Origin of the sequence: Bacillus paranthracis (assembly GCF_024296885.1) — a bacterium.
Taxonomy (GTDB): domain Bacteria; phylum Bacillota; class Bacilli; order Bacillales; family Bacillaceae_G; genus Bacillus_A; species Bacillus_A paranthracis.
In genome coordinates, this window is sequence record NZ_CP101135.1 from 663,425 (window position 1) to 684,844 (window position 21,420).

Here is a 21,420-nt window from a genome sequence, read left to right on the forward strand (position 1 = left end):
AAAAGACGATGAGAGGGTCATCGTCTTTTTCATTTTCGGCAAGAGAATAAGAGGAAGAGGGGGATACGTAAACGACGTTCATATTCTTCCGCGTTTTGAAAATAAGTTTGATCTGGTGTAGCTTCTTTTAAATTTGTAATTGTAAATCCAGCTTGTTGTAATAGTGTAAAATATTCTTCCGTTGTACGATGATATTTAATAACTTCTTGATCAATCCAAGGTTCAACCCGTTTACCTAGTTTAAAGTAATCATCGACGAGCCAACTCGTTCTTTTTCCGCTCGTTTGCAAGCTTTCAAATGAAGAGGTAATAATAGGGTGTTGAACGCTAAAAGTAAAGGTTCCATTTGTCTTTAAAGTTTCGTACACATTTTGAAAAATGATAGTAAGATGTTCGATATAATGTAAGGCGAGTCTAGATGTTACTAAATCAAAAGTAGAAGGAGGGTATGTGTAGTCTTTGAGGTTTAAAAAATGAACGGCGCCATTTTTGTTTTCTAGTTGTTTTTTAGCTTTTTCATACATAAGTTCGGAGCCTTCAATACCAGTGTAAGAGTGGCAGCCTTTTTCTAATAACTCCTCACCGAACTTAGCATCACCGCAGCCTAAATCGAGAATTCGCTTTCCTTTAACATCACTAATGAGTTGAAAGAAGGCTGGTTTTTCAAGTGACTCATTTGGGCTATTTTCTCGATATCTTCGCTTCATATATTGTTCAAAAAATGCTTCGTTATTATATACATCAGATTCAGTAAATGCCATGATTGAAGCCCCCTTACATATTTTTTTTATTCTACCAAATATGAAAAGTAAATGATAGATTTCTTGTAATGAATCGTATATAATCTAGAATTGTAAGCGGTTACTTTAAACTATTTTTCTATAATAAATTCTGAAAACGTGTTAAGCTAGTAGAGGGATTATTAGAACTATTAAGACAATAATTCGCTTACATGAACGATGGGAGGCTTCACGATGTCTAGTAAAACACTTGCAAAATTTTTAGAAGAAAATTTAGAGGATTTAAAATCAAAGGGGCTTTATAACGTAATTGATCCGCTTGAAAGTTCAAATGGACCAATCATTACAATTGGCGGAAAAGAATATATTAACTTATCTTCAAACAACTATCTTGGATTAGCAACAGATAGCCGTTTGCAAGAAGCAGCAATTGGTGCAATTCATAAGTACGGCGTTGGAGCAGGAGCGGTTCGTACAATTAACGGTACTTTAGATTTGCATATTAAATTAGAAGAAACAATTGCAAAGTTTAAACATACAGAAGCAGCAATCGCTTACCAATCAGGATTTAACTGTAATATGGCAGCGATTTCAGCTGTTATGGATAAAAATGATGCGATTCTTTCAGACGAATTAAACCATGCTTCTATTATCGATGGTAGTCGTCTATCAAAAGCAAAAATTATCGTTTATAAACATTCTGATATGGAAGATTTACGCCAAAAAGCAATCGCGGCGAAAGAATCAGGTCTTTACAATAAATTAATGGTCATTACAGACGGTGTCTTCTCAATGGATGGAGATGTTGCAAAACTACCAGAAATCGTTGAAATTGCAGAAGAGTTAGACTTAATGACCTATGTAGATGATGCACACGGTTCAGGTGTACTTGGAAAAGGTGCAGGAACTGTAAAGCACTTCGGTCTATCTGATAAAGTTGATTTCCAAATTGGTACATTATCAAAAGCAATTGGGGTAATTGGTGGATATGTAGCAGGGAAACAAAACTTAATTGACTGGTTAAAAGTTCGTTCACGTCCATTCTTATTCTCTACAGCATTAACACCAGCTGATGCAGCTGCATGTATGCGATCCATTGAAATTTTAATGGAAAGCACAGAGTTACATGATCGCCTGTGGGAAAATGGTCGCTATTTAAAACAAGGGTTAAAAGAACTTGGCTTTAACATCGGAGAAAGTGAAACACCAATTACACCTTGCATTATTGGTGACGAAGTATTAACACAAGAATTTAGTAAACGTCTAAATGAAGAGGGCGTATATGCAAAATCTATCGTGTTCCCAACTGTACCTAAAGGAACAGGACGCGTTCGTAATATGCCAACAGCAGCTCATACGAAAGAAATGTTGGATGAGGCAATTCGTAAGTATGAAAAAGTAGGGAAAGAAATGGGCATCATTTAAGTAAAGACATCTTTTGAATAGCTTGCAAATGAGGAGTGGGGAAAATGAAAAAAATTCTAGTAACCGGTTCTTTAGGGCAAATTGGTTCTGAACTAGTAATGAAACTTCGTGATGTATACGGCGCATCAAATGTTATTGCAACAGATATTCGTGAAACAGATAGTGAAGTAGTAACATCTGGTCCATTTGAAACGTTAGATGTAACAGATGGACAAAAACTACATGATATCGCAAAGCGTAATGAAGTAGATACAATTATTCATTTAGCAGCTTTACTTTCAGCAACAGCAGAAAAAAATCCATTATTTGCATGGAATTTGAATATGGGTGGACTTGTAAATGCATTAGAAGCAGCTCGTGAATTAAACTGTAAATTCTTCACGCCAAGTTCTATCGGTGCATTTGGTCCATCAACGCCGAAAGATAATACGCCACAAGATACAATTCAGCGTCCTACTACGATGTATGGGGTAAACAAAGTAGCAGGAGAATTACTATGTGATTATTATCATCAAAAATTTGGCGTTGATACGCGCGGTGTACGTTTCCCAGGTTTAATTTCTTATGTAGCTCCTCCAGGAGGGGGAACAACTGATTATGCAGTTGAAATTTATTATGAGGCGATTAAAAAAGGCACATACACCTCATACATTGCAGAAGGAACATACATGGATATGATGTACATGCCAGATGCTTTACAAGCGATCATTTCATTAATGGAAGCTGATCCAAGTAAGTTAGTGCATAGAAACGCGTTCAATATTACAGCAATGAGCTTTGAGCCGGAGCAAATCGCAGCATCAATTCGTAAACACATCCCGGCGTTTACGATGGATTACGCTGTAGATCCTGCTCGTCAAACAATCGCTGATAGTTGGCCAAACTCTATTGATGCAACAGCAGCAATGAAAGAGTGGGGCTTTAAAGCAGAATACGATTTAGACAAAATGACAACGGACATGCTTGCTAAGTTAAAAAAAAAGCTCACAGCTGAGTTAGTGATGAATTAATAGGAAGGGTCGATTCTTAGGAATCGACCTTTTTTGTTTGTATTTTAGGAATATACAAATAATTACAAGTGTGATAGAATGAGTTAATTTGTGTGTAAAGGGGAGACAGGGAATGGAGAAATGGGAGTTAGCAAAGGAAATTTACAATACGTCACGTTTAACGGGAACATTTAAACTTCGATCAGGACAAGTATCAAATCAATACTTTGATAAGTACTTATTTGAATCTAATCCAGTATTGCTAGTAGAAATTGCTAAACAATTGAAAGAGCTCATTCCTCCTGAGACAGAAGTGCTCGCAGGTTTAGAGATGGGAGGAATTCCAGTAGCAACAGCATTATCTTTACAAACAGGTATACCAGTTGTATTTGTAAGAAAAGAAGCGAAGAAGTACGGTACATGCAAGTTAGCAGAAGGCGTTGATATTGCTGGGAAAAATGTTTGTGTTGTTGAAGATGTTATTACGACAGGTGGTCAAATATTATTAAGCACGAAAGATTTAAGAGGATTAGGTGCGAAAGTCCACCATGTTCTAGGCGTGATTGAACGAACGAAAGAGGGAAAAGAAAACTTATTAGAAGATGGTTTACAGCTACATTCCTTATTTACAATGGATGAGTTAATTGAAGGAGAAAAGCAACATGCAAAGAGTTGATGTCGTATATGCACTAATACATGACGAAGAAACAGATAAAATATTAATGGTACATAATGTAGAATAAAATGTTTGGTCATTGCCGGGTGGGGCTGTTGAAAAGGGTGAAACGTTAGAGAAAGCTCTAGTAAGGGAAGTAAACGAAGAGACAGGTTTAACGGCTATGGCAGGTGGACTTGTTGCGATTAACGAAAAATTCTTTGAAGAATCAGGGAATCATGCACTATTATTTACATTCCGAGCGAGTGTAGTAAAAGGGGAACTTATGGCAGAAGATGAAGAGGAAATTTCCGCAATAGAGTGGGTGGATCGATCAATCGCAAATGAACGATTCCCATTCTACGATGGAGGATTCGATTCATTATTAGCAGTAGCCATTCCATACAAGTTTCAGCCAGAAACAAAGTGATTGAAAGAAAAAAACAGGAGCGCAAAGCTCCTGTTTTTCTATTCAATCGTCTTCAGTAATAACTTTTTCAATAGTGGTTTAATCTTCAGACGTAAATCTTCAGCGTGATTTGCAACTAAGAAGTGATGGTTATAAATGTTCTTCATTAATTGATAAGTTGCTTCTTTCGCTTCGCCTTCTTCGATGAAAATTCCGATTACTTCCATACCACTTTTACGAGCAAGTTTGACAGCTTCATGCGTATCTAAAATACCGTCTTGTTGGTAGTCTAGCGCAGAAGGTTCACCGTCTGTGAAGACAAGTAAGAATTTATGTTTTTCTGGTCTTTTTGCAAGTTTTTCAGAAACGATACGAATAATATATCCGTCGCGGTTATCTTCTTCTTCGCGAAGCTGCATAATTTCTGGACCAACGTTTGGTAACGTTGAGTTTTTATACGTTACAACTTCATGGATAACGTTCGGCTTATCTTCAGGTTTAGCACTAGAAGCATCTTCCCAAAATCCGCTAATAGCGTGCGGGATTTTTAAAGATTTCAACGCTTCATGGAATAGGACCACACTCTTTTTCGTTTCTTCCATTTTGTTATACATAGAACCAGAGCAGTCTACTAATAGTTGGAATGCAACGTCGAGCTCTTGTGATTCTTGCCCTTTTTTATAAAACATGCGAGGCTGCTTTTCAGTATAAATACGAAGGAATTTCTTACGAAGTCTTCCGTAATATTTATCACTATTTGCATTCGTTTTATTTTCAATCGTTTTTTCGATAATTTTCTTTAATTCTTTTACATCTTTATTAACGACTGATTTGATAGCTTGGTAATCCTTTTTCTCATCAGGATTTGGTTTACGTGCTTCTTTAAATGTATGAGAAGCGCCAGTGTTATATTTACCATATGCACCATCATTTTGACTAGAAGCGTGAGAAGCTCTTGCTTCTTTTGTGTCAGCACCATCAAAGTTAGATTGTGTACTTTTTTGAGAAGTACCTTGTACAGAGCCAAGTGCTTGGTCGCCATCTTCTGATTCGCGAGCAGTGTCACCCATCATATTTGTTTTTGTTCCGCTTTCTAATTCAAAGCGTAAAAAGTTCTCGTTTTCATTGTTTTTATTTTCACGGTGCCATGTTGAGAAGCTTTCATCCATTTTGTTTTTATTTTCATCGTCATCTATGAGCTGCGTATCATCGTTTGCTAAATCTTCGACGCGACAGTTTTTTTCATCTGCAATGACAGATAAATAAAGCGGTGCATGCCCGAAATAGTTGTTCAGCATATCACTTTCAAGAAGCTCCTCTAAGCGATAGCGAATTTTCTCAACGATATACATAATATCTTCCGTATTACGAGCTTGGAATGTTTCATGCAAAATAGCTTCAATTTGCTCGAAATATTCATTATTAAACATTTCATATTTATCGCTCGTTAATGAAAGATAGCATAGACAAAATAGACGATCACCGTGATAGTTACGAACACGATTGATTTCATTTTGTGAGCTAAAGTAATTGCGATACATTTCTTTTCTTCTTTTAAAAACATGCTTTGTGCCAGGGCGTAAGTTTTTTACGATTTCCTCAACACGTAAATCTTCTAATAGAACAAATAATTGTGTTAAAAACTTTTTTAAGGGTGATTCTTGCAATTCAATTGCATAAGAACGAATTAAAGTCATGTCCGAGTAATGTTTATTACCAAGTGCTTTTAAAAACACTTCGCTTTTTAATCCGATTACTGTATCCTCTTCTTTTCGATCATCCCAAAAGTGACTAATGACAACCTTTTTTTCAATTTCGTCGTAGTATGCTTTATAGCCATACTCAAGGTAGGCATCATCTTCTTTGAGAAGGGCATACATTAAGTTTTCCATTTGTAGAAACAGCGACGCATCAATTTTTTTGTCACTAAAAATTTGTCTCATGAATTATCCCTCAAAGAAATAACTTTCTGCTAATTCACGGACAGTCATTTGTTCTGTTTCATCGTTTAATTTTGCGATAATACTACGTTCAATTGCACGCATAACGGGAATATATACACCTAAATCACATGCATCGATAATGCCACGAATACTTGCTGCTTCTTCACTTACGCGGCCATCACGAGCTAAAGGCATAAGATCGCTTGCAAATGCAACGAACTTTTCAATTGTTGTAACATCTTTTAGTTTTGATTCTGCTAATAATAGTTCTTTTAATGTATCACCTTGGATGTAGGGAACTTCAATAATAACGAAACGGTTTTTTAACGCTTCGTTTAGTTCACTTGTTCCAACGTAGCCTTCATTAATTGCTGCGATTACACGATACTCATCATCACCGTATACAACTTCTTGTGTAAATGGATTTGTAATCATTTTACGGTAATCTAATGCACCGTGAAGAAGTGGTAACGTTTCAGGTTTTGCCATATTGATTTCATCAATATATAGGAAATGGCCGTTCTTCATTGCTTTCATAAGAGGACCGTTAACGAATGTAACTTCAGATGCGCCATCTTTCGTTTGTAGTGTGTTGTATCCTAAAATACCTTCTACATCTAAATCGACAGAACAGTTAATACTATGCATTGGTTTTTGGAATAAAGAAGAAAGTGTTTCAGCTAGTACGGTTTTACCACTACCAGTCGGCCCTTTTAATAGAATATTTTTGCCAAGAAGAAGTGCTGTAATGGCATCTTCGATAATGCTATTATCAGATGCTTTATATATTTTTGTACCGATTAAATGTGCATTTTCACCAGCTTCTTGTTTATTCTTTTCGTGAATTGTAGAAAGCTGCTGTTTTAAATCAGCATGTATATGAAATTGTTCTAACATGTATGTCCCACCTAACATTATTTTCATAAAGTAATACATCTTATGATAACTTGTTTTAATATGGTATGCAAAGAAAAGGAGAGGGGACAAATATAAAAGAAAAAGCAATCAATTGTACATTGATTACTTATAGTAAAGGAGAAATGAGCCTCATAAAAGACTCTAATATTCGTTTTTTGATACTTCTTTTTTGGAAAGCGTTCCATTTAATTTCAGTGGAATGCTTAAAGTCTTCTTCAAAATCACGTTTAATATTATGAACAGTTTCTGATTCATACAGTACGCTAATAATTTCATAATTCAATTCAAAGCTTCGTACATCCATATTTGCTGTTCCGATTGTTGCAATTTTATCATCAACAAGTACAATTTTTGCATGCATAAAGCCATCTTTATAACTATAAATGGAGGCACCAGCTTTTAAAAGTGGAGTGAAGTAGGACTGAGATGCTTGGTCACTAATAATACTATCACTTTTACCAGGATATAAAATGCGTACATCTATGCCAGATATTGCACTTAAACGTAATAATGTTAAAGTTTCTTGATCTGGAATAAAGTATGGTGTAGCAATCCAAATAGATTTTTTTGCCGAGCCCATAACAGCTAATAATGTATTGCGAATGCTCTTATCATCTGAGCTTGGCCCGCTTGCTACAATTTGCACGGCACCTTCTGCACTTGAAATTTCTTTACCTGGGAAGTATTGTCTATTCATAAATTGATCCCAAGAATAGGTTTTCAAACCACTAGATGCATAGAGCCAGTCCTCTAGAAAAATTGCTTGTAATTTATATAACGCTTTTCCTTCGAGTTTTAAATGACTATCACGCCAAACGGGAAACTTTTTTGAACGGCCAAGATATTCATCACCGACGTTAAGTCCTCCAGTAAAACCGATTTCTCCATCTACAATGACGATTTTACGGTGGTTACGATAATTGACGGTTTCAAGTAACCAAGCTGAAAAAATAGGATCAAATTCAACAATTTCAATCCCAGCTTCTTTCATAGGTTTTAAAAAGCGTCTTCTTAACGTATTACTTCCTAATCCATCATAAAGGAAGCGTACAATAACACCAGCTTTTGCTTTGTTTATTAAAGCATCCCGAACTTTTGTACCAATCTCATCAGATTTATAAATATAGTATTGAATATGTATATGATGTTTTGCTTGCTCGATAGCTTGCAAAATTGCTGAAAATGTTTGATCTCCGTTTGTTAAAAGTTTGGTAGTTGTTCTATCTGCGGCAGGCCCGCCTCCAAATTTTTGTACAACTTCTGTTAAATGGGTAGAGCGTTCACTTAATGGGACTTTGAGTGATAACTCTAGTCGTCTTCCTTCTAATATTTCACGGAATAATTTTCTTTGTTCTTCTGAACGATGGAGATGCTTTTTTCTTCTCCAACGGCTACGCCCGAAAATAGAGTATAAAAGTACACCTACAACGGGAAGAAGTGCTAATACTAAAAACCACGCTAAGGTACTTTGAGGAGACCTATTTTCGATAAAAATAACGAATGAAATTCCTACAATTGTGATGGACCAGAGAACGCCGACAAATGTATATAACGAAATATACGATGTATTTAATAGGAAAAGAACGATAGATACAATTGTAAATATTAATAGTAATTGGACAATAGGTTTCTTCATTTCTATATAATTCCTCTAATCTTTCTTCAATATAGACTTCCTAAATAGCGGATGTAATGTGACATTTTTATCCCACTTTAATGGGCAGTAAGCCCCCCACTGATTAAAGTTTCACTTTATTATAAAGTGTTTTCTGTTTTTTACAAAATGTAGGTATTTCCCCATACTTTCCGCATTTGTCCTACATACAGTGTATTGTTACGTTTTTAAAGAGAAAAGGAAGGTGAATAAAATGTATGGTCGTCCAATTGGAGGATTTGGTCACGGTGGTGGTTTCGGTCACGGAGGTTTTCATGGTGGTTTTGGACATTCACCATTTTTTGGTGGAGGTTTCTTTCCAGGGTTTGTAGCGGGAGCATTACTCAGCCCTGGATTTGGTTATGGCGGATATGGTTATCCGTATTACTCGGATTATTCTTATTATACAGGTTACCAACAAGATCCATATTATTCTTACAATACCTATTAAGATGAGAAAATGGAAAAGGAGAGGGGAAATATGAATTATATAGAAAATAACGGATTGTATTATCGTAATCATCATCATGGAGGGCACCATCATAACGGCGGACATCACCACCATGGTGGGCACAATCACCATGATCATCATCACCATCACGGAGGTGGATGGGGCTGGGGTGGCGGCTCATGGGGCGGTGGATTTTTCCCTGGAAGTTTTGCTGGAGGTGTGTTAGGTGGGCTTACAGCAGGTGCATTAACGGGTGCAGCAGGTGGAGGATACTATCCAGCGCCGTACCCAGTAACTTATCCAGCGCCATATCCAGTGCTATATCCAACACCATATCCGGGGTATCAACAAACAACATATCCGTATTAAATAAAAAAAGAGGCTATCCTCTTTTTTTGTTTAATAAAGTATTTATTTATAAAATACTTCCAAAATTAAGGTGAAAATATGTTAATATTTTGTTATTATAATTCAAAAAACATATATAATAATTTTAATTTATCCCGCATTAAAGGGTAGTAAGCCCCCCACCTCAAAATTCAGCGGAAGCAAGGAAGTTAGGCGGAGATCAACACTCCCCACTGATTAAAGTTTCACTTTATATATATGTTCTTGAAGAGTTGTATAGAGTTAGCTATAAGAAACTGCTACGTATAATTGAAAAGGTATTATATTGCTTTTTATTACAAATAATATTATGTTATTTTAATCGACATATTTCAAAACGTGATGTATGTAAAGGATAATTATTAGGAAATGAAATATCTCTATTTCTATGAAAAGAAACAAGTTGTGTTTTAGTCAGATAGGAAGCAAGGAGAGATGCGCATGCTAGAACAAAGAGGTCATGCATTATATGAATCTTCATTGCGAGATTTAAAGTTAGCATTAGATGAGTCTTCAATTGTTGCGATTACAGACCGAAAGGGTCTTATTACATATGTAAATGATAAGTTTTGTGAAATCTCCAAATATACACGAGAAGAGTTAATAGGGAAAGATCATCGTATTTTAAATTCAGGACATCATCCGAAAACATTTTTTCAAATGCTATGGAAGCGTATTTTGAGCGGAAAAGTATGGAGAGGGGAGATTCGAAATCAAGCAAAAGATGGTACATATTATTGGGTTAAAACAACAATTGTTCCATTTTTAAATGAAAAAGGAGAGCCATATCAATTTATTGCGATCCGAAATGATATTAGTAGTAGGAAAGAAGCAGAACAGAGGTTGCGGTTAAGTGAAAGTCGTTATAGGGAGCTTGCGTATCATGATGCTTTAACGAGTTTACCGAACCGTTTACAATTAATAACGACTGTTAACGAATTGATTGCAGATAAAAAAGAGTTTGGTATGATTTATTTTGATTTGGATCGTTTTAAATTAGTAAACGATACGCTAGGTCATATGATAGGAGATTTACTTTTAAGCGAAGTTGCTTCACGGTTGCATTATGTGCTAGGAGAGAAAGATGTTCTGGCTAGGCTGGGTGGCGACGAATTTGTGTTGTTAACAAACAATCATACACAAGATGAGATGAGGCAGCTAGCGACATCTGTATTGTCATGCTTTCAGGCACCATTTATGCTTGAAGGTCATGAAGTATACATTTCAGCTAGTCTAGGACTGTGCTCATATCCTCAAGATGGACAAGATGTAGAAACCCTATTGAAGAATTCAGATTTAGCTATGTATAGTGCGAAAGAACAGGGAAGAAATGCAGCGTGTTTCTTTACAGATGAGTTACGTGCGAAAATAAATCGTAGAATGAAAATTGAATTTGCTTTGCAAAAGGCAATTCGTGATGAAGAGTTAGATGTGGCACTGCAGCCTATTATTGATTTGAAAACGAAGAAATATACTGGTATTGAAGCTTTAGCGCGTTGTTCGACAGAAGAAGGACCTATTTCACCAGGCGAATTTATCCCAGTAGCTGAAGAATCTGGACTTATTATAAAATTAGGAGACTGGGTATTAGAAAAGTCATGTCGCTTGTTTAAAACATTGCCAGAGTATGAAGAAGGACTAAAGTTATCTGTGAATTTATCCATACAACAATTAATGCAAAAGCGTTTTATTTTATCTGTACGTAGCATTTTAAGGAGAACTGGATTTCCCGCAAATCGTTTAATTTTAGAAATAACGGAAAGCATTGCTGTTCGTCATTTTGATTATATTATTGCTACATTACAAGAATTAAGAAATATGGGTATTTTAATTGCTTTAGATGATTTCGGAACGGGTTATTCTTCCTTATATTATTTAAAACAACTACCGCTGGATATAGTAAAAATTGATCGTAATTTTATTCGTGAATTTCATTATGATCATGCACAGCCAGAGCGAACGATTGTAAAATCTGTTATTGAAATTGCCCATAGCTTACATTTAGCAGTAGTTGCTGAAGGGGTAGAGACAGTAGAGCAAGAAAGCTTATTAAAATCGATGGGCTGTGATTATGTACAAGGATTTTATTATGCAAAACCTTTATCTGTAGCAGAGTTAAAGGAAAAGTTAATTATAGACTTCTAATAAAAAAGAGAAGCCAGAAGCTTCTCCTTTTTTAATTCATTTTTTGTGAGTCTTTCATTAGTACAGGATAAAGAATAAGACCTAATACGAACAATCCGATTCCTAAGAAGAACGTTTTTAAATCAGCAGTTCCCGTTTTGATAACCCAAATAGAATATATGAATGCTAATGTAGTAATGATGCCGTCCTTTATTCGAGAGCCAGGCATTATATCATACGTTTCTCCTGTAATAACTAATTTGAATTGGTACAGCGTAGAAACAAGGTATGGAATTAAATAAGCTAATGTTGCTACAACGATAGCGAAATTATAAGCTTCTGATACGGTACCAGAAATCGTTGAGAATAAGAAAATTTGCGTCATCACATTTGTAATAAATAATGATTTTGAAGGACTACCTTTTTTATTTGTTTTCGCGAAAAATTTAGGGAAAAGCCCATTTTTTGCTGCCTGATAAGGAACCTCTGAACTAACAACGATCCAGCCAACTGTAGATCCAAATAAAGATACAAGTGCAAGTAAAGCCATTATATATGCGCCTTTATTGCCAATTGCTAAATTTAATGCGTCTACTAATGGTTTTTGAGAGTCTTTTAAAGCATCTTGAGAGAGAGCTCCCATTGTAAGTAGCGTAATTGACATGTAAATAAGAAGAGCGATAATTAATCCGAAAATGGTAGCTTTTTTTACATCCCGCTGAGATTTTGCACGATTAGAAAGCATGACAGCCGATTCAATACCGATAAATGCCCAAAGTGTTGCAATAGCAGCTGAATTGATTTGTCCACCTAACGAAATGGATTGTCCTGCTTCATTCATAAATGTTTGCCCGTCTCCGAAATTAGAGGCATTGAAAATGAATAATGTGATTACAATAAACATTGTAAATCCGATAATTTTTGCAATAGTAGCAAGAAGATTCATATTTCCAGCACGATCAATATTTTGAGAAAGAATATATTGAATTCCCCATAACATAAGGCTGCATACGAGGAACGTTAATCCTTTTCCAAGTTCTAGTGAAAATCCGTTCGTTGAAAAGAGAATTTGCTTACTTTGTAAAACTGGAAAGAATGTTGATAAATATCCAGCAAAGGAAATAATAACAGATGCTGTTGCAGCCCAGTTCGCAGCCCAATATCCCCATGCCATACTATAGCCTGCAACTTTACCCGCTTTTTTTGAAGGGAACATCGCTTGAGCATAGCTTTGTGGCCCCGCTTTTAATTCTGGTTTTCGGATTGCTAAATTTCCAAATACGAGTGCAATCATAAATACACCAAGTCCTGTAATACTCCATGCAAGTGTAGAACCCATTGGACCTGATACTTGTGCTAAATTTGCTGGGAGCATAAATACGCCACCGCCAACCATATTCCCGATAACAAAAGCTGTTAAAACCCATAATCCCCATTTTTTCGTTTCCATTTTTGTTAACTCCTTTGTAGTAATATTTGCTTAAACATCATTTTTTACTAGCTTTTTGGCAATAAAAAAAGAGCCATGTAGATAAAAAATACCTACATGGCTCTTCGCCAAAGCGTAGGTACAACGGGAATAACCCTTGTACCTACGCGTAATTTTTCCGCTAGGTTTCAAGGGTTACGTATGATGATGATGTTTTTGTGCAAATGTAACTACAATTGTTGTATAAGTAAGCATAGTTCTTTGCTCCCTTTCTCCTCTGATTTTGAAGTTAGTATACTACATGTTTTTTTGAATGAAAAGAAAAATATAAAAATTTTTATAAAAATACGTTTTAGAGATTAAATATTTACCTTTATTTTTCCTATACTGGAAAATAAGTGAGAGATTGGCAGAAGAGTGTAGCATGGTATAATACATATAGAACTAGAAGGTGACAAGGGGCTATTGTAGATGATGAGTAAGTATGAACAAATTTATACAGAAATCAGTAATTCTATTGATAATAGGCAATTAAAAGAGGGATGCAAAATCCCATCAGAAACTGAATTAATGAAGCAATATGAAGCGAGCCGCGGTACTGTAAGAAAAGCTGTAGATTTATTACAAGAACGTGGATATGTTCAAAAAATACACGGAAAAGGTGTTTTTGTTTTAAAGCGAAAAAACATTGAATTCAACTTTGGTGGTATTGTAAGTTTCCAAGAAGAAAATGAACGTTTAGGACGCCATTGTATTACAGAAGTCGTGGAAATGGAGAAAGTAAAAGCGACAAAAGAGGTTGCAAAGCTATTAAATGTGAAAGAGAAAACAGACATAGATCATATTAAACGCGTACGAAATATTGATGGAGAAAAAGTAATTTTGGATATTAATCATTTTGTATCGGAATATATTCCTGGATTAACGAGTGAAATTGCAGCGGGGTCTATTTATAAATATATTGAGAAAGAACTAGGTCTTCATATTAGTTACTCACAGAGAGTAATTGAAGTGCAACCATGTACAGAGGACGATAGAAAGTATTTAGATTTAAATGGAACAGATTATGTTGTTGTCGTGAAAAACTTTACGCATTTGTATGATGGAAGTCAGTTCGAATATACAGAATCCCGCCACCGCTTAGATATTTTTCATTTTTCGGATGTGGCGCGGAGAAAATAAGGAGATGGAACGTAATGTTTCATCTCTTTTTTTATAAAAAAACGACAAACTCGTATATACGAGTGTTGACTAACTTATATATACGAGTTAATATGTAATTGTAAACGGTATCAAAAAAAGAAAAGAGGGACGGGAATATGGGGAAAGACTATCGTAAAACAGCAGAGGAAGTGTTGCAGTATATTGGCGGGAAAGACAATATTGAACAAGCTGCGCACTGTGTAACGAGACTCCGTATCGCTTTAAAGGATGAAAGTAAAATAGATAACGATAAATTGCAGTCTGTTTCATTAGTAAAGGGAGCGTTTCATAACGCTGGGGTATTTCAAATTGTAATTGGTCCAGGAGATGTGGATCGTGTTTACGCTGAATTGATAACGCTTGCAGGTATGAAAGAATCGACTGTAGCTGACGTAAAAGATTCTGGAAATCAGAAGTTAAATCCAGCTCAAAAGTTTGTAAAAATATTTTCTGATGTATTTATGCCGATATTACCAGCGATCGTAACAGCTGGTTTACTAATGGGTATTAACAATCTATTAGGCGCAAAGGACTTATTTTTTGATGGGAAAAATTTATTAGATGTGTATCCGAACTTAGGTGGGCTTTGGGATTTAATTAATATGATGGCGAATACAGCATTCGTATTCTTACCAGCACTTGTCGGTTGGTCAGCAACGAAGCGTTTTGGTGGTAGTCCGATATTAGGGATTGTTATGGGATTAATGCTTGTGCACCCAGCCTTATTAAATGCCTGGGACTATGGAAAAGCAGCGACTGGTTTAGATGGTCAAAAGATTGAGTACTTCAATATTTTAGGGCTGTTCCAAATTGAGAAGGTAGGATATCAAGGACAAATTTTACCTGTTTTAGTAGCAGCATTTGTATTAAGTAAAGTAGAAATCTTTTTAAAGAAACATGTACCAAATGCAATTCAATTATTAGTTGTACCAATTACAACAATCGTTGTGACAGGTGTGTTAGCATTAGGGATTATTGGTCCAGTTACACGTCATATTGGAGATTTATTAACAGTTGGATTAGTAGGTGTATATGAAACAGTACCGGTAGTTGGAGCAGTATTGTTTGGAGCATTATATGCACCACTTGTAATTACAGGTATGCATCATATGTTTATTGCTATCGATTTACAATTAATTGCACAACACGGTGGTACATTCATTTGGCCAATGATTGCCCTTTCTAACATTGCGCAAGGTAGTGCGGCACTTGCGATGTTCTGGATTTCTAAAAATCAAAATGATAAAAGTATGGCATCTACATCAGCAATCTCGGCATATTTCGGTATTACAGAGCCAGCTATGTTTGGTGTAAACTTACGAAATAAATTCCCGTTCTATGCAGCGATTATAGGATCGGCTGTGGCAGCAATATTTATTACGTTAAATGGTGTATTAGCACCTGCTATCGGAATTGGCGGATTACCAGCATTTATTTCTATCATTCCGAAATCGATTCCAATGTTTATTGTCGGAATGATTATCGCAGTTGTAATTCCATTTACATTAACGTGGTTATTTGCAAAACGAGTAAAACAGAAGTAGGAGGAAGTTAAACATGAAGGATTGGCATAAAAGTGTAGTTTATCAAATTTATCCGAAGAGCTTTAATAGCTATTACAATAAAGAAACCGGTGATATAAAAGGGGTTACAGAAAAACTAGATTACTTAAAAGAACTCGGAGTAGATTATATTTGGTTAACACCGATATACCAATCGCCACAAAATGATAATGGATACGATGTAAGTGATTACTACCGTATTGATCCATCTTACGGAACGATGGAAGAGTTTGAAGAGCTTTTAGAAGAAGCGAAAGCACGTAACATTGAAATTATGCTTGATATCGTTGTAAATCATAGTTCGACGGAGCATAAGTGGTTTAAAGAAGCGAAGGAAGATAAAAATAGTCCATATCGTAATTACTATATTTGGCGTGATGAAAAAAATAATTGGCAATCTAAGTTTGGTGGGTCTGCTTGGAAATATGATGAAAAGACAGAGCAATATTATTTACATCTATTTGATGAGACACAAGCGGATTTAAACTGGGAAAATGAAAAACTTCGTGAAGAAGTATATGATATGATGCGCTTTTGGCTTGATAAAGGGGTAACTGGATTCCGATTAGATGTTATTAATTTAATTTCAAAAGATCAACAGTTCTTAAATGATGACGGAAGTACGGCGACAAGTGATGGCCGTAAATATTATACAGATGGCCCGCGTGTTCATGAATATTTACAAGAAATGAACCGAAATGTTTTTGAAGGGAAAGATGTAATTACAGTTGGAGAAATGTCATCTACGACAATTGATAATTGTATTAAATATTCAAACCCTGAGCGTAATGAATTAAGTATGACGTTTAGTTTCCATCATTTAAAAGTAGATTATCCGAATGGAGATAAGTGGACGAAAGCGAATTTTGATTTCATTAAATTAAAAGAGATTATGTCTAATTGGCAAATTGAAATGCAAAAGGGCGGGGGATGGAATGCGTTATTCTGGTGTAATCATGACCAGCCTCGTATTGTGTCACGCTTCGGTAATGATGAGAAGTATAGAAATGAATCTGCAAAAATGTTAGCAACGGCTATGCATATGTTGCAAGGAACGCCTTATATTTATCAAGGCGAAGAAATCGGTATGACGAATCCTAATTTTGAGTCTATTGAACAATATCGTGATGTGGAATCGTTAAATATATATGATATAAAGTTGGAAGAAGGATTATCAAAAGAAGAGATTATCGGGATTTTAAAACAAAAATCTCGTGACAACTCCCGTACTCCAATGCAGTGGAATGAAGAGATGAACAGTGGCTTTACAACAAGTACACCTTGGATTTCAGTGGCTGAAAACTTTAAAGAAATAAACGTAGAGAAGGCATTAGAAGATAAAGAGTCTGTATTTTATCATTATAAAGAGTTAATAGAACTTAGAAAAACGTATGATGTAATTACAGAAGGAGAATATGCTATTTTGGATGAAAATGATCCTAAAATTTGGGCATATACTCGTACTACAGAAAGTGAAGTGCTACTTGTTATCAATAACTTCTATGGAGAGGAAATAACGTACTCTATACCAGCGCACGTTCAATTAGATGGAATGAAACAAGAAGTATTACTGTCGAATTATAAGGATTCCAGCAAGGATATTACAAACCTTGACTTAAGACCATATGAATCAATTGTATATCGATATACGAAATAAAAGGTTGTATGCCTGCGTGGCATACAACCTTTTATTTTAAGACACCACTATACAAAATGCTTACTTCTACCTCAGGCTTAAATTTTACTTTTGCATAATCTTTATTCCAATTTTTTTTCTTCCATAGGTCAGGATGATAAGCGATAAGATGTCTACCAATTCCGAAAGCATCACAATTTGCCTTTTGTAACTTTTTCGTTATTTTTTTCGCTTCTTTCGTGAGCTGTTTGGATAGTTCCTTATTTAGTTTTTTTCTTTCATCCATTTTGTAAAGATTATCTCTCGGAGCTTCAAGGGCTATAACTTTTAATTGAAGCTTAATGTGAGCATAAACATTTCCTTTTTTATCTGTTGTTATTTTTAAGTCTCGTTTTAATTTCCGATTGCTCACTTCCATTGTTAAATAGTCAGATGTCTTCTCGGATTCATCGCTAGTAAGCTTTTGGGTTATACGGGCACTTGTTCCCATTTTTCCAGTTAATAATACGAATAAAACAGATTGTTTTAAAGGTAAATGCCCGGTCAATTTATCATTGTTAAATAAAGCTAATCCGTTTGTAATTACTTCTTGTCCTTTTATTTTTATAGAAGGGAGGGTAAAGTCTTTACCCGGATCTAACATTTTTGTAGCAGCAGTTTCTAAAGTTTCTTTTGGAAATACACTCATATCTTCTAAGCTTTTCACTTTTTTCTTTAGAAAATCTCCAATTAGTAAATTTCCTACTTTCTTTTTTTCTAGTATCTCAGATGTTTCACCATCTACTGCAATAAGTTTTACTAAAGCAGTTGGGTTTGTTGGGTCCCGAAAGCTGACATCTAAATAGGGTAGTATACCTTTTTTTAAAATTTTTGTTCCTAGTAATTGAACACCATATTTGAAATAACGAATGTTTCCCGTTACATTTTTTTTCAGTGCATCGCTTGTATCTCTTATGTTATGCCCGGTTGCTGAATGTATTTCATTCTCGAATGAAGATTGTTCGCCGCTTGAACTTTTTACGAGCTCAATTGTTTGCTGGAGTTGATTCTCTTCCGTAATATCAGATCCAATACTATAAGCTAACCTTGCTTCCCTTAATGGTTCTTGATCCCAACAGCCAGCAAGGAATGCACTAGTGCATAATACAAAAAGTAATTTAACTCTTTTTTTGAACATACTGTTCTCCTTTCTTATTTCTTATTACTGAATAAAGTAGAAATAAAAGAGGGAGGACAACGATGAAAATATAGGTGAACTTATCTGTGAAAGTTGCAATCACTTTTAATTCTTCAGGTGTATCGATAAATAGGGCTATACTAAAAGCAATAATACCAACGATTGGGACAGCCTTTTTATGATTACCAAGATTGAATATATGTCCAATTCCTATAGAAGCAGCACAGTAATAACTAGCGATAGAAGCTACAACTGTTATCATCCAAATTGGTATGAATAGTAAATCAGTTCGGTCTATAATCCCGATATGCAAGGATCGTAATAAGTAAGCAACTGGTTCTGGAATAAGCTCAATTTGTTTTGGACTAAATACGATAAAGCAAATCCAAACAGTAAAAGTATAAAAAAGGGTTACAAATCCATTCGCGATAGAAATTGCCTTTAGTTTTGCAATAGAACCCCCATTTACTTTGGGGAAAGCGATAAGAATAATTTCAAAACCATACATAGCTGTAATTGTTTCTTTAGATGCTTGAATAATATTCCACCATCCAGCTTCTGTAATTGGAAAAATATAAGAAAAATCGGCTCGCGTGAGTCCTAAGGCGATTAAAAGAGCCATTGGTAAAATGAGAATAGAGGCCATGACATAAAATCGTACGATGACTTTAAAAGTGTTATAAGCTACATAACAACAAGCTATTGTAAATAGTATGAGAATGGCATACCAAGGAGTTGCTTGTAATATCCACACTTTAATGACATTACAAGCATTCAACATAACCGTCATACCAATAAGGGTAAAATAAAAAACATAAGCAAAACCTAATAGTTTTCCAAACTTATTCCCAAATAGCATACAAACACTTTCATACATATCTGCATCAGGAAATCGTTTTAAGAAAAGCCACATAAGTAAAATAATAAGCTGAATCGCAAGCCCAGCGATGAGTGCAGAAATCCACCCACCGCCTTTAGCAATCGGGTGAAGGCGGTTCGGTAGAGAAAGTATGCCTACTCCGATTTGGCACTGAATAACGAAAAAGGTAAATTGAACTAACGAAATTTTACTTTGCGTGTTTGTCACCGTCCTCATCCTCTCTCGTTACATGTTGGCGCTGCATTTTTTTCGGTTTTGGATCATGTGGTCGTTCCCAAAATGACCAAATTGGTAGTCTGACAAAAGAATCTTTCATATCTTTAATCCGCATTGGTGCAACAGGAGAAAGATATGGTGTATGAAAAGAATGAAGCTGACATAGGTGAACGAAAGTTATAATGAGACCGAATGATATTCCTACGTATCCGAATAGGGCAGCAAGGAGCATTAATGGAAAACGAAGAATTCGAACTGCTGAACTCATATCGTTTGATGGAACGAGAAAAGATGAGATTGCAGTTAAAGCTACAACGATAATCATTGTGTAAGAAACGAGTCCAGCTTTTACAATTGCATCCCCAATTACTAAACCGCCTACAATACCGATTGTTTGTCCAACTCGGCTCGGCAAGCGAATACCAGCTTCCCGTAATAATTCGAAAATTAGCTCCATTAAGAGAGCTTCAAAAATAGGAGGGAGCGGTACTTTCTCTAATGAAGCTTTAATTGTATACACAAGTTCAAGCGGCAATACATCAGGATGAAAGGCTACGGTTGCGATATATATAGCTGGTAAGAGAAAAGCAATCAAAAAACTCACTAAGCGAATCATTCGGACGAAAGAACCGACAATCCAGCGGTTATTGTAATCATCTGGTGATTGATAGAAAGCAAATAACGTAACAGGAACGATAAGCGCTGTTGGATCTCCATCAGATAAAATAGCAACTCGTCCTTCCATTAAATTTGCTGCGACTCTATCTGGACGCTCTGTATTTAATTGCTGCGGAAATGGTGAGAAAGACGTATCCTCTATAAATTCTTGTATATATCCCGGAGGCATAAGTGCATCTGTCTTAATCGTTTCTAACCTTCTTTTTACTTCTGTAACTAAATCGTCATTCGCTATGTTTTGCATATAAGCAATTGCCACTTTCGTATGCATTTCTTCACCAAGTGTGAAATATTTAACGACGATATTTGGACTTTTTATGAGTTTACGAATGGAAGCTAAATTGGTTGCTAAATCTTCTACAAAACCAGTATGTGGTCCACGTACAATACCTTCATTATCAGGCTCTGCTATATCTCTCTTTAAAGATAAAGCTGTTTCGAAAATACAAAAACTGTCGACTTGTTCATGAAAATATAATGATTTGCCTTGTAATAAAAGTTGCACACCGTAATTTAAATTTGTTTCTTTCTTCATACTTAATGTGGCAAAAGCTTTATCTAAAGATAAATCGGACCGAGTTAATAAAGGTTCAAGAGCTAATTGGTGAATTAAACTCGGGTCTGCTAAAGATTCGATATATAAGATTGTTCCTTTGCCGTTTTGGAAAGGAAGATCTAATTTTTTTATATCGTCTGAATGACAGAGCTTATTTTCGATATAATTAATGTTTTCCGGAAGTGATGGAAACATATGCTTTTGATCCGTACTCTTTTGTTGTTCTTTTTGCTCTGTCATAATTTCCACCTCTTTTAGATAAAGTTACTTCTGTTAATTTTTGCTTTTTGTGAGAAATTTATGCTTGGATTATTTTTGACAAAGTAGCTTGAAAGTTACGTTACGTCATCTTTTATACTATAGAAAATAGGATATAGGGGATGATATA

The 21,420-nt window shown here is 35.5% G+C and carries 18 protein-coding genes; 10 read left to right on the forward strand and 8 right to left on the reverse strand.

From position 1 onward, the window contains the following. Positions 1 to 29: 29 nt before the first annotated feature. Positions 30 to 761: a class I SAM-dependent DNA methyltransferase gene (locus NLJ82_RS03320; RefSeq protein ID WP_000885952.1), complete on the reverse strand. Its 732-nt coding sequence runs from the start codon at positions 759 to 761 to the stop codon at positions 30 to 32. Positions 762 to 974: 213 nt separating this feature from the next. On the opposite strand from NLJ82_RS03320, the gene NLJ82_RS03325 reads away from it, so the two are divergent. The 4 genes from NLJ82_RS03325 to NLJ82_RS03340 all read left to right on the forward strand — a co-directional run bounded on the left by NLJ82_RS03325 (position 975) and on the right by NLJ82_RS03340 (position 4,239). After that, entirely contained in the window at positions 975 to 2,165 is a 1,191-nt protein-coding gene (locus tag NLJ82_RS03325; protein ID WP_000095907.1) for a glycine C-acetyltransferase, read from the forward strand. 44 nt (positions 2,166 to 2,209) lie between these two features. After that, on the forward strand, positions 2,210 to 3,175 hold the full coding sequence (locus tag NLJ82_RS03330) for an L-threonine 3-dehydrogenase (protein WP_000723136.1): 966 nt from the start codon (positions 2,210 to 2,212) through the stop codon (positions 3,173 to 3,175). 112 nt (positions 3,176 to 3,287) lie between these two features. Continuing rightward, positions 3,288 to 3,830 (forward strand): orotate phosphoribosyltransferase, encoded by a 543-nt coding sequence (pyrE, locus tag NLJ82_RS03335; RefSeq protein WP_000417034.1) that lies wholly within the window; start codon positions 3,288 to 3,290, stop codon positions 3,828 to 3,830. A gap of 79 nt (positions 3,831 to 3,909) precedes the next feature. Beyond that, positions 3,910 to 4,239 carry an NUDIX hydrolase gene (locus tag NLJ82_RS03340; protein WP_001117692.1) on the forward strand — a complete coding sequence of 110 codons (330 nt, stop codon included), beginning with the start codon at positions 3,910 to 3,912 and terminating at the stop codon, positions 4,237 to 4,239. 38 nt (positions 4,240 to 4,277) lie between these two features. Here the strand turns inward: NLJ82_RS03340 and NLJ82_RS03345 are convergent, their stop codons facing one another. The 3 genes from NLJ82_RS03345 to NLJ82_RS03355 form a co-directional block, all read right to left on the reverse strand. Then, positions 4,278 to 6,161, reverse strand: coding sequence for a vWA domain-containing protein (locus NLJ82_RS03345; protein ID WP_001248871.1), 1,884 nt, complete (start codon positions 6,159 to 6,161; stop codon positions 4,278 to 4,280). A gap of 3 nt (positions 6,162 to 6,164) precedes the next feature. Further along, positions 6,165 to 7,058 (reverse strand): ATP-binding protein, encoded by an 894-nt coding sequence (locus tag NLJ82_RS03350; protein WP_000892979.1) that lies wholly within the window; start codon positions 7,056 to 7,058, stop codon positions 6,165 to 6,167. Between the two features lie 127 nt (positions 7,059 to 7,185). Then, positions 7,186 to 8,715, reverse strand: a complete 1,530-nt coding sequence (locus NLJ82_RS03355; protein ID WP_000743045.1) for a cardiolipin synthase — start codon at positions 8,713 to 8,715, stop codon at positions 7,186 to 7,188. A gap of 223 nt (positions 8,716 to 8,938) precedes the next feature. Here NLJ82_RS03355 and NLJ82_RS03360 point away from each other — a divergent pair, with 223 nt between their 5' ends. The 3 genes from NLJ82_RS03360 (at position 8,939) to NLJ82_RS03370 (ending at position 11,716) form a co-directional block, all read left to right on the forward strand. After that, positions 8,939 to 9,184, forward strand: a complete 246-nt coding sequence (locus tag NLJ82_RS03360) for a hypothetical protein (RefSeq protein ID WP_002035728.1) — start codon at positions 8,939 to 8,941, stop codon at positions 9,182 to 9,184. A 30-nt stretch (positions 9,185 to 9,214) separates the two neighbouring features. Continuing rightward, the gene (locus NLJ82_RS03365) at positions 9,215 to 9,553 is read left to right on the forward strand and encodes a hypothetical protein (protein WP_001106391.1); all 339 of its coding nucleotides are present in this window, start codon (positions 9,215 to 9,217) and stop codon (positions 9,551 to 9,553) included. 459 nt (positions 9,554 to 10,012) lie between these two features. Further along, positions 10,013 to 11,716 (forward strand): putative bifunctional diguanylate cyclase/phosphodiesterase, encoded by a 1,704-nt coding sequence (locus NLJ82_RS03370; protein WP_000893364.1) that lies wholly within the window; start codon positions 10,013 to 10,015, stop codon positions 11,714 to 11,716. Positions 11,717 to 11,747: 31 nt separating this feature from the next. On the opposite strand, the gene NLJ82_RS03375 is transcribed toward NLJ82_RS03370, so the two are convergent. Then, positions 11,748 to 13,145 (reverse strand): amino acid permease, encoded by a 1,398-nt coding sequence (locus tag NLJ82_RS03375; RefSeq protein WP_000448464.1) that lies wholly within the window; start codon positions 13,143 to 13,145, stop codon positions 11,748 to 11,750. A 450-nt stretch (positions 13,146 to 13,595) separates the two neighbouring features. On the opposite strand from NLJ82_RS03375, the gene treR reads away from it, so the two are divergent. From treR to treC, 3 genes are all read left to right on the forward strand, one after another. After that, positions 13,596 to 14,306 carry a trehalose operon repressor gene (gene treR, locus NLJ82_RS03380; protein WP_000987250.1) on the forward strand — a complete coding sequence of 237 codons (711 nt, stop codon included), beginning with the start codon at positions 13,596 to 13,598 and terminating at the stop codon, positions 14,304 to 14,306. 137 nt (positions 14,307 to 14,443) lie between these two features. Continuing rightward, positions 14,444 to 15,871, forward strand: coding sequence for a PTS system trehalose-specific EIIBC component (gene treP / locus NLJ82_RS03385; RefSeq protein ID WP_088296490.1), 1,428 nt, complete (start codon positions 14,444 to 14,446; stop codon positions 15,869 to 15,871). 13 nt (positions 15,872 to 15,884) lie between these two features. Then, positions 15,885 to 17,546 (forward strand): alpha,alpha-phosphotrehalase, encoded by a 1,662-nt coding sequence (gene treC, locus NLJ82_RS03390; RefSeq protein WP_000656104.1) that lies wholly within the window; start codon positions 15,885 to 15,887, stop codon positions 17,544 to 17,546. A gap of 31 nt (positions 17,547 to 17,577) precedes the next feature. On the opposite strand, the gene gerKC is transcribed toward treC, so the two are convergent. Genes gerKC through gerKA form a run of 3 tightly spaced genes read right to left on the reverse strand, consistent with a single transcriptional unit; the run spans position 17,578 to position 21,272 of the window. Next, the gene (gerKC, locus tag NLJ82_RS03395; protein ID WP_000474040.1) at positions 17,578 to 18,702 is read right to left on the reverse strand and encodes a spore germination protein GerKC; all 1,125 of its coding nucleotides are present in this window, start codon (positions 18,700 to 18,702) and stop codon (positions 17,578 to 17,580) included. Beyond that, positions 18,683 to 19,789 carry a GerAB/ArcD/ProY family transporter gene (locus NLJ82_RS03400; RefSeq protein WP_000185780.1) on the reverse strand — a complete coding sequence of 369 codons (1,107 nt, stop codon included), beginning with the start codon at positions 19,787 to 19,789 and terminating at the stop codon, positions 18,683 to 18,685. Before NLJ82_RS03400 ends, gerKC begins: the two co-directional genes overlap by 20 nt. Beyond that, positions 19,770 to 21,272: a spore germination protein GerKA gene (gene gerKA / locus NLJ82_RS03405; protein WP_000139272.1), complete on the reverse strand. Its 1,503-nt coding sequence runs from the start codon at positions 21,270 to 21,272 to the stop codon at positions 19,770 to 19,772. Before gerKA ends, NLJ82_RS03400 begins: the two co-directional genes overlap by 20 nt. Between the last annotated feature and the right edge of the window lie 148 nt (positions 21,273 to 21,420).